This window comes from Gordonia sp. i37 (assembly GCF_002043085.1).
Classification (GTDB): domain Bacteria; phylum Actinomycetota; class Actinomycetes; order Mycobacteriales; family Mycobacteriaceae; genus Gordonia; species Gordonia polyisoprenivorans.
Genome location: NZ_MVPX01000171.1, coordinates 1 through 9,272, shown reverse-complemented (window position 1 = coordinate 9,272; position 9,272 = coordinate 1). Strand labels below are relative to the sequence as shown.

9 protein-coding genes are annotated in these 9,272 nt (G+C 67.1%); 2 read left to right on the top strand and 7 right to left on the bottom strand.

All coding sequences use genetic code 11. From position 1 onward, the window contains the following. Positions 1–67 precede the first annotated feature (67 nt). Positions 68–790, top strand: a complete 723-nt coding sequence (locus B1964_RS08575; protein WP_006371373.1) for a metal-dependent transcriptional regulator — start codon at positions 68–70, stop codon at positions 788–790. A 36-nt stretch (positions 791–826) separates the two neighbouring features. On the opposite strand, the gene truB is transcribed toward B1964_RS08575, so the two are convergent. The 3 genes from truB to B1964_RS08560 are packed head-to-tail and all read right to left on the bottom strand — an operon-like array spanning position 827 to position 3,404. Next, on the bottom strand, positions 827–1,744 hold the full coding sequence (truB, locus tag B1964_RS08570; protein WP_079929496.1) for a tRNA pseudouridine(55) synthase TruB: 918 nt from the start codon (positions 1,742–1,744) through the stop codon (positions 827–829). After that, positions 1,744–2,409: a 4'-phosphopantetheinyl transferase gene (locus B1964_RS08565; protein ID WP_079929495.1), complete on the bottom strand. Its 666-nt coding sequence runs from the start codon at positions 2,407–2,409 to the stop codon at positions 1,744–1,746. The genes truB and B1964_RS08565 overlap by 1 nt, the downstream gene beginning before the upstream one ends. Beyond that, positions 2,406–3,404 carry a metallophosphoesterase gene (locus B1964_RS08560; protein WP_014359789.1) on the bottom strand — a complete coding sequence of 333 codons (999 nt, stop codon included), beginning with the start codon at positions 3,402–3,404 and terminating at the stop codon, positions 2,406–2,408. Before B1964_RS08560 ends, B1964_RS08565 begins: the two co-directional genes overlap by 4 nt. A 154-nt stretch (positions 3,405–3,558) precedes the next feature. Between B1964_RS08560 and B1964_RS08555 the strand changes: the two genes are divergently transcribed. Next, positions 3,559–4,383 (top strand): hypothetical protein, encoded by an 825-nt coding sequence (locus B1964_RS08555; RefSeq protein ID WP_253193926.1) that lies wholly within the window; start codon positions 3,559–3,561, stop codon positions 4,381–4,383. Here the strand turns inward: B1964_RS08555 and B1964_RS08550 are convergent. From B1964_RS08550 to infB, 4 genes are all read right to left on the bottom strand, one after another. Next, entirely contained in the window at positions 4,362–5,834 is a 1,473-nt protein-coding gene (locus B1964_RS08550; RefSeq protein ID WP_079929493.1) for an MATE family efflux transporter, read from the bottom strand. The genes B1964_RS08555 and B1964_RS08550 overlap by 22 nt on opposite strands. Further along, on the bottom strand, positions 5,831–6,799 hold the full coding sequence (locus tag B1964_RS08545; protein ID WP_079929492.1) for a bifunctional oligoribonuclease/PAP phosphatase NrnA: 969 nt from the start codon (positions 6,797–6,799) through the stop codon (positions 5,831–5,833). The genes B1964_RS08550 and B1964_RS08545 overlap by 4 nt, the downstream gene beginning before the upstream one ends. Next, positions 6,796–7,299, bottom strand: a complete 504-nt coding sequence (gene rbfA / locus B1964_RS08540; protein WP_020171518.1) for a 30S ribosome-binding factor RbfA — start codon at positions 7,297–7,299, stop codon at positions 6,796–6,798. Before rbfA ends, B1964_RS08545 begins: the two co-directional genes overlap by 4 nt. 95 nt (positions 7,300–7,394) lie before the next feature. Then, on the bottom strand, positions 7,395–9,272 hold a 1,878-nt coding region (infB, locus tag B1964_RS08535; protein WP_079929491.1), incomplete at its 5' end, for a translation initiation factor IF-2.

Genomic DNA, 9,272 nt, shown 5'->3' with positions numbered 1-9,272 from the left:
CCCCGCCACCCGTGCCGGCGACCGCGCTTCTTCGCGTCGGGGGGGATCGACACATAAGCTGAGCACCATGCCCAACAGAGGACTGTCCCCCGCCGCCGGGGACAGCGAATCGCCGCCTGCGGTGACCACGCTGTCGACCGTGACCCAGGACTATCTGAAGGTCATCTGGACCTCGCAGGAGTGGGCCGATGTGAAGGTCACCACCAAACTGCTCGCCGACAAGATGGGGGTGTCGGCCTCCACCGCCTCGGAATCGATCCGCAAGCTCGCCGATCAGGGTCTTGTCTCCCACGAGCGTTACGGCGCGGTCACTCTCACCGATGAGGGCCGCACCGCGGCGATCCTGATGGTGCGCCGACACCGGCTGCTCGAGACGTTCCTGGTGCGTGAACTCGGTTACGGCTGGGACGAGGTGCACGACGAGGCCGAAGTCCTCGAACACGCCGTGTCCGACCGTCTGATGGCACGCCTGGACGCCAAACTCGGTTACCCGAGCCGGGATCCGCACGGCGACCCCATCCCCTCGGTCGACGGTGCGGTACCCACCCCGGACGCCGATTCACTCGCCGACCTCGACGTCGGCGACTCCGGAACCGTCGCGCGGATCTCCGACACCGATCCGGAGATGTTGCGCTACTTCGATCAGATGGGTGTCGCACTCGACTGCACGGTGACCGTCGTCGAGAAGCGGCCGTTCGCCGGCACCATTGCGATCAGCGTCAACGACGGCACGCCGATCGATCTCGGCGACATCGCCGCACGCGCGATTTTCCTGGTGACCGCGAGCTGAGTTGCGGCGCAGCTGAACTCGCCCACGGTGCCGGTATCAGCGCAGCGTCGCCGGTCGTACCACCATCACCGAGCTGGCGCGCCTGCCCTTCTCCTCGATCAGTGCGATGGCCTGCCCGCGTGGATCGACGCCGACGTGAATTCCTTTGAGACCCAACGGAACGAGCCACCGTCCCTGACTGATCGACTCGGCTTCGTCGTCGTCGATGTCGCGACGTGGGAACGACAACAGTGCCGCCTGGTCGATGGTCAGTGACAACTCGGGGGTCTCGGCGAGGACGTCGAGGGTTCGGGCATGGTCGAGGGTGAACGGCCCCACCGCGGTGCGACGTAGAGCGGTCAGATGACCGCCGGATCCGAGGTCATCGCCGAGATCACGTGCCAGGGAACGGATGTAGGTGCCGGCCGAACAGTCGACCTCGACGTCGAGATCGAGGAAGCCGGACTCGCCGCCGTCGTCCTCGGGACGCCGGATCGCCCTGATCTCGAATCGTGAGACCCTCACCGGACGCGCGGCGAGATCGAACTCGGCACCTGTGCGGGCCAACGCATGCGCGCGTCGCCCGTCGACCTTGATCGCACTGACCTTGGCCGGGACCTGCGAGATGTCGCCGGTGAGATCGGCGACCGCACGGGTGATCTCGTCATCGCAGATCGCCGACACCGCCCCGCGACTGATGATCCGACCCTCGCGGTCATCGGTGTCGGTGGCCGCCCCGAGACGGATCGTCGCCGTGTACGACTTGGTGGTCAGCGACAACAGTCCCAGGAGTTTGGTGGCCCGTTCCACGCCGATGACGAGAACGCCGGTCGCCATCGGGTCCAGAGTGCCTGCGTGTCCGACGCGGCGCGTGTTGAAGATCTTGCGGCACCGCGAGACCACGTCGTGGCTGGTGATGCCGGCCGCCTTGTCGACGATGACGAGGCCGGCGTTCTCGATGGAGGCGTCGGCCATCAGAGCACCGCGATCACGGTGACGATGAGGCCGCGGTCGATCATCCACCGGCCGTGGAACTCAGAGAGCGGACTGCCACCGTCGACGGTCCGGCCGTCGATCAGGATGCGAGAGATGAAGGTGCCCATGGGGACCTCGGCACCTCGGTCCTGCTCGACGGTGATGTGCGCGTCCTCGAAACCCAGCCACCGCTGGGTCAGCGGGAACCACGCCTTGTAGGTTGCCTCCTTGGCGCAGAACAACAGTCGGTCCCAGTGCAATGTGTCGGGACGGTCGGCGAGTACCTGACGTTCGGCCGGGAGGCTGGTGTGGTCGAGGACGCCGTCGGGCAAGGCGTCGTGCGGTTCGGCGTCGATGCCGAGTGAGCGCACCGCCATCGCGTAGGCGACCGTCGCCGCCCGGTACCCGTCGCAGTGGGTGAGGCTACCGACCACCTGCTCGGGCCACAGCGGCATTCCGCGTTCGCCCCGCATGATCGCGACCGGCTCGATACCGAGCTGTCCCAACGCCTGACGAGCGCAGTGGCGTGCGGTGGTGAATTCGCGTCGGCGCTTCTCCACGGCCCGCGAGATCAGTGACTCCTCCCCCGGCAGCGGGGTGAGATCCGGTGGGTCACCGAAGGATTCCGCCGAGGCCACCCCACTGGGCAACAACTTCTCGATCACGGTTGGTCCCTCCGGGTGTCGTTCGTCGACCGTTCGGCACGACGGGCGGCCTGTTCGGCGCGACGCTGTTCGAGCCGCCGGGCGAACTCCTCGGCGCGACGCTCGTAGTCGGGCGGCAGCTCGAATCGCGCGCCGTGCGGCGGCAGATCCTCCTCGCGCAGACCGGGATCCGGTGCGATCTGGCGCAGCAACGGTTCGGGCAGCCCGCGGCGTTTCCATTCGCGCGGGTAGCCGACCGACACCTCCTCGAACCGCACGAGGTCGTAGAAGGTGGTCCGCGGGATGTGCAGATGCCCGTACACGCAACAGGCAGCGTTGAACCGGGTGTGCCAGTCAGCGGTCTCGGTGGTGCCACACCACAGCGCGAACTCCGGATACATCAGGGTGTCGGTCGGTTCCCGCCGCAACGGCCAGTGATTGATCAGGATCGTCCGCTCGGTCGGGTCGAGCGCCTCCAGCCGTGCCCGGGTGGCCGCCACGCGGGCACGCCCCCACGCGTCGCGGGTCGGGAAAGGCTCCGGGGACAGCAAGAATTCGTCCGTGGCGACCACATTGCGTTCCCGTGCCAGTGCCAATGCCGCCAAGGCGGTCGAGGTGCCCTCGGGCCGAAAGGTGTAGTCGTAGAGCAGGAACATCGGGACCACCCGTACCGGCGCAGAGCCGTCACCGGGATCGAACAACGGATAGATGTCCTCGGGCGTCACGATCCCCATGTCCCGGCACGCTTGCACGAGATAGTCGTAGCGAGCCACCCCGAACACCTGCAGCGGATCCTTGGCCGTCGTGTAGAGCTCGTGGTTGCCCGGAACCCACACGACGGTGTGGAAACGAGCGCGCAGCCGGCGCAGGGTCTCGACGATGTCATCGGTGCGTTCGGAGACATCACCGGCCACGATCAACCAGTCGTCCGACGTCTTCGGCCGGATCTGGTCGAGGATGTGCTCGTTGCCCCGATGTGCGACGTGCAGATCGCTGATCGCCCAGAGAGTAGCCACGAGGATCCATCGTGCCATGCGCTGTCATGTCCGGCGGAGCCCGGCACGATGCGCTTGCCCGCCGATGTCACGGCGACGTGCCATGATGCCGACTATGAACTATCCCTACCCTCCCGTGGTCCCGGCGGCAGGTGTGTCAAGCCGCGGTTCACGCATGCCCGGCGCGCGCGGACCGTGGTGGGCGCGAGTGCTGATCAGTGCGGCGATCACCGTCCTCCTATGGGGGCTGTCGCTGGTGATCCTCATCGTCACCGATCACTCGCTGTCCACCCATTGGTCGAGCTACATCGGTTGGACGTTGATCTACCTGATCTTTGTCGTCACGGTAGGGCTCTGGGGACGAACCGCTGGACGCTGCGTTCTCGGGGCTCTGATCGCCTTCATCCTGCTCGCCCTCAGCCACGGTCTCGATGTGCTGTTCTATGTGAGCGGCACCACCTTCCATGTCTCGTTTTCGTACGACACGATTGCGACCATCAGTGCCGCCTTGTTCCTGACGGCAACGATCGGAGGGTGGAGTATCGCCCGTCGTGCGACGCCCTTCGCGTGGATCGGTGTAATCCCGATGGTCGGGGTCGTTGGCATCGGGACATGGGTGCTCAACAATCACATGCCGTCCGTGGCATTCTCATGGTTCGACGACCACAGCTACTATCCGACGTGGTGGTGGTTTGCCAACGTGTCGATCCAGGCAGCGTTCGTCATCGCGGGAGTCCTCGTTGTGTGGGCATGCGACGCCATCGGTATCGCCCTTCGACGTGATCGGCCTACCCCGACCTCCGCCGGCCCGATCGCCGTGTGGGGAACCCAGGGCGGCCCCGCACCGTGGCCACCCTCGTCACCGGCCACATCCGGGCAGCCATCGTGGCCTGCCGGGCAGCAGCCTGTATGGCCCTCTCAGCCACCGCCGGCCTGGCCCACCCCGCCACCGCAGGCGTGGTCAGGTCAGCCGCCCAGTCAGCCTCCGGCGGGCACCTGATCGACCCGGCTGCCGGCCGGCGTCGTCGCGCCCACGCGATGCCAGCGTCCCGAGGCGATACGCAGGCACACCGCGATCAGCCGGGCGATCATGAACACCACCAGTCCACTCCACACGCCGGCGAGTCCCCAGTCGAAGATCAGCGACATCCAGATCAGCGGGAGGAAGCCGACGAGTGCGGCGACGAGGGTCGCCGTGCGCAAGAAGGCGGCGTCGCCGCTGCCGAGCAGTACACCGTCGAGGGCGAACACCACGCCGGCGATCGGCAGCATCGCCACGAAGAACCACCAGGGCACCCCGATCGCGTCGAGCACCGCCGAGTCGGAGGTGAACACCTTGGGTAGCGTCGTCGCGCCCACCGCGAACACCGCGGCCATCACCGCGGCGGCGATCACCGAGACCAAGGTCACCCGCCGGGCGACCGAGCGCGCAATGGTCACCGATCCCGCGCCCAGTGCTGCCCCGACTAGGGCCTGGGCGGCAATGGCCACCGAATCGAGGAACAGCGACATGAATTCCCAGAGCTGAAGCACCAATTGGTGTGCGGCCACCTGCGCGACACCGAATCGGGCGGCCACCGCCGCCGCGGAGATGAAACAGATCTGGAACGACAGACTGCGCACGATGAGGTCGCGGGCCATCACCAGCTGCGCTGCGATCATCGGGCGGTTCGGTGCGAAGGCCGCGAACACACTGCCCGACTCCTCGGCAGCCGAAGACCGCACGCTCACCAGTTGCTCACGCACCACGCGCGCGGCGAACAGCAGCCCGGTGATCGATTGTCCGATCACGTTGGCGACCGCGCTGCCGACGATGCCCAGTCGCGGGAAGAACCACAGTCCGTGGACGAGACCGACGACGAGCACTGCCGAGATCGCCAGTCCGACAACCACATAGATGATGGGTCGACGTGTCTCCTGAACCCCGCGCATCCAGCCGTTGCCGGCCATCGACAACAGGATGAGGGGCACACCGAACACCGCGACCCGCACCCACTGCGTCGCATCGGTGGCCACGACCGCCGACGACGCCGAGGCGTCGCCCACCAGCGCCGACATCACGTACGGCGCGACCGGCCAGGCGACGGCGATGATCACCAGTCCCACGGCCAGCGCTATCCAACTCGCCTGTACGCCCTCGGCAATCGCGCCCGGCCGATCACCGGCACCGTACCTGCGCGCCGAGCGGGCGGTGGTGCCATAGGACAAGAACGTCAGTTGGGTGCTGATGATCGACAGCACCAGGGTCGCCACGGCCAGCGCGGCCAGCTCGTCGCCGCCCAGCCGACCGACCACTGCGAGATCCAACAGCAGATACAGCGGGGGCGCGATCAGTACCGCGAGAGCCGAGACGGTCAGGATGCCGACCCGACGCACACCGGCATCGAGCCCGCCGGCATCCGGTTCCGACCCCTCGGGGTTTGCGGGCTCGGGGGCGTTGCGTTCGGTCACAGGGATTGCCTGAGGCGACCGATCACCTCGTCGGCCGTACCCGAGTCGCTGTAGCCCGAGGCGTGGCGATGTCCGCCGCCGCCATGGGTACGGGCGATGGGAACCAGGTCGACGGTGCTCTTGGAACGCAACGACACCGTCCACTCACCGGCGTCGATCTCCTTGAACACCGCGGCGACCTCGGCTTCGGCAGTGGTCCGGACGATGTCGATGACGCTCTCCGATTCTTCCCAGCTCATCCCGGCCAACGCCCGATGGTTCACCACGGCGTACACCAATCCCTCACCGCCACAGGCAGTTCGGTCGAGCGTCGCGGTGGCGAGGATCTCCGAGACCATGCCCAGCCAGCCGAACGGATGCGTGTCGAGCAGCCGGCGACTCCAGGTCCGGGAGTCCACGCCGGCCTCGGCGAGCCGGGCAGCCACCCGGAACGACTCCGGCCGTGCCCAGCGGAACGAGCCGGTGTCGGTGATCAAACCCGCATAGAGACAGGTCGCGATGTCCTCATCGAGGTCGACGCCGAGGTCGTCGAGCACACGCAGGACGAGCACCGCGGTGCAGTCGGCGTGCGGGTCGACGAAGTCGAGGTCGCCGAAACCGGGGTTCGACGCGTGGTGATCGATGACAACCGTGGTCTCGGCGTCGGCGAAGAGCGACTCGAGCTCACCGAGCCGCGCGCGGCTCGCGGCGTCAACCGACACCACCAGCCGACTGCCTCGCAGGGCTGCCGAGTCGACGAGCAACTTGTGCCCGGGCAGATCGGCGAAAGCCACCGGGAGTGACTCCGGACCGGGATGAGCGACCTCCACGTCCACCCCGAGCCGGTCGAGCGCCAACCCGAGCGCCAACCCGCTGCCGATGGTGTCGGCGTCGGGTCGGACGTGACACAGGATGGTCACCGGGCCCTCGTCGTCGGCGACCCGTCGGATGGTCTGCGCGATCGCCGCACTCGACGCTGCGGTCACGCCTGATCGCCGTCCTCATCATCACGGTCGGGATCACCATCGTCGGGGTCACCATCGTCGGGGTCGTCGTGACCGGGCGCACGGTACGGGTCGGCCTCACCGGCCGGTCTGGCCTCGGCGGCACGCCGCGCAACGAGTTCATCACTCGCGCGCGCTCGCGCCACCAACTCCTCCATGTGCCGGGCGGCGTCGGGGACGGTGTCGAGGACGAAGGTGAGCGTCGGGGTGAAACGCACCCCGGTGCCCGCACCGACCTTGGACCGCAGGACTCCGGTGGCCTTCGCCAGACCGGCCGCGGCGGCCTCGTAGTCCGGCTCGGTGTCCAGGGTCTCGCCCATCACCGTGTAGAAAAGCGTCGCGTCGTGCAGGTCGCCGGTGACGCGCGCGTCGGTGATCGTCACATGGGCCAGCCGTGGGTCCTTGATGTCGTGGGCGATCGCCGAGGCGACGATCGACGAGATCCGCTTGGCCAGCCGTTGTGCTCGTGCCGGATCGGCCATGATTGTCCTTCCCGAAGGGATCGAAAGGCGCTCCCCTCCCGCGCGGTGCCTGCGCGGCACACTCGCGGAAGGGGAGCACTCGAGAGTGATACGCGTCAGTCGCGCGGCTTCTCCTGCAACTCGTAGGACTCGATGACGTCATCGACCTTGATGTCGCTGTACGTCAGTGTGAGACCACATTCGTAGCCTTCGCGAACCTCGGTGGCATCGTCCTTCTCCCGCTTGAGCGAGGCGATGGTGAGGTTCTCCGCGACGACCACGTTGTCACGCAGCAGACGTGCCTTGGCGTTGCGACGCACGATGCCCGACTGCACCAGACAGCCGGCGATGTTGCCGACCTTCGACGACTTGAAGATCGCGCGGATCTCGGCGCGGCCGAGCTCCACCTCTTCGTAGATCGGCTTGAGCATGCCCTTGAGCGCGCTCTCGATCTCGTCGATCGCCTGGTAGATCACCGAGTAGTACCGGATGTCGACACCCTCGCGGTTGGCCAGCTCGGTCGCCTTGCCCTCCGCTCGGACGTTGAATCCGATGATGATCGCGTCCGAGGCGGCCGCCAGGTTCACGTTGGTCTCGGTGACGCCACCGACACCGCGGTCGATGACCCGCAACGAGACCTCGTCGCCCATGTCGATCCCGAGCAGCGCCTCTTCGAGGGCCTCGACGGTACCGGAGTTGTCACCCTTGAGGATCAGGTTCAGCTGGCTGGTTTCCTTCAGCGCCGAATCGAGATCCTCGAGGCTGATCCGCTTGCGGCTGCGTGCGGCCAGCGCGTTGCGCTTGCGCGCATTGCGGCGGTCGGCGATCTGACGCGCGATGCGGTCTTCCTCGACGACGAGCAGGTTGTCACCGGCACCGGGCACCGAGGTGAAGCCGATGACCTGCACCGGCCGCGACGGCAGCGCCGCCTCGATGTCGTCACCGTGCTCGTCGACCATGCGACGCACACGACCGTAGGCGTCACCGGCAACGATCGAATCGCCGACGTGCAGCGTGCCGCGCTGAATGAGCACGGTCGCCACCGGTCCACGTCCGCGGTCGAGGTGGGCCTCGATGGCCACACCCTGTGCGTCCATGTCGGGGTTGGCCCGCAGGTCGAGCGACGCGTCCGCGGTCAACAGCACCGCTTCGAGCAGTTCGTCGATGTTGGTGCCCTGCTTGGCAGAGATGTCGACGAACATCGCCTCGCCGCCGTACTCCTCGGGGATCAGACCGTACTCGGTGAGCTGACCCCGGATCTTCTGCGGGTCGGCGCCTTCCTTGTCGATCTTGTTGACCGCCACCACGATCGGCACATCGGCCGCCTGCGCGTGGTTGATGGCCTCCACCGTCTGCGGCATGACGCCGTCGTCGGCCGCGACCACCAGGATCGCGATGTCGGTGGCCTTCGCACCGCGGGCACGCATGGCGGTGAACGCCTCGTGACCGGGGGTGTCGATGAAGGTGATCAACCGGTCGTCACCGTTGAGGTGCGTGTTGACCTGGTAGGCACCGATGTGCTGGGTGATGCCACCGGCCTCGCCCTCGCGGACGCTGGCATTACGGATCGTGTCGAGCAGTCGGGTCTTACCGTGATCGACGTGACCCATGACGGTCACCACCGGCGGACGCTGCTCGAGATCTTCCTCGTCGCCCTCGTCCTCGCCGTAGCTGAGGTCGAAGCTCTCGAGGAGTTCGCGATCCTCGTCCTCGGGGCTCACCACCTGGACGGTGTAGTTCATCTCCGAGCCGAGCAGCTCGAGCGTCTCGTCGTTGACCGACTCGGTCGCGGTGACCATCTCACCGAGATTGAACAGCGCCTGGACCAGCGAGGCCGGGTTGGCGTCGATCTTGTCGGCGAAGTCCGACAACGATGCGCCGCGGGCGAGCCGGATGGTCTCACCGTTGCCGCGCGGCAGCCGGACGCCACCGACGGCCGGCGCCTGCATCGAGTCGTATTCCTGACGCTTCTGCCGCTTCGACTTGCGGCCCTT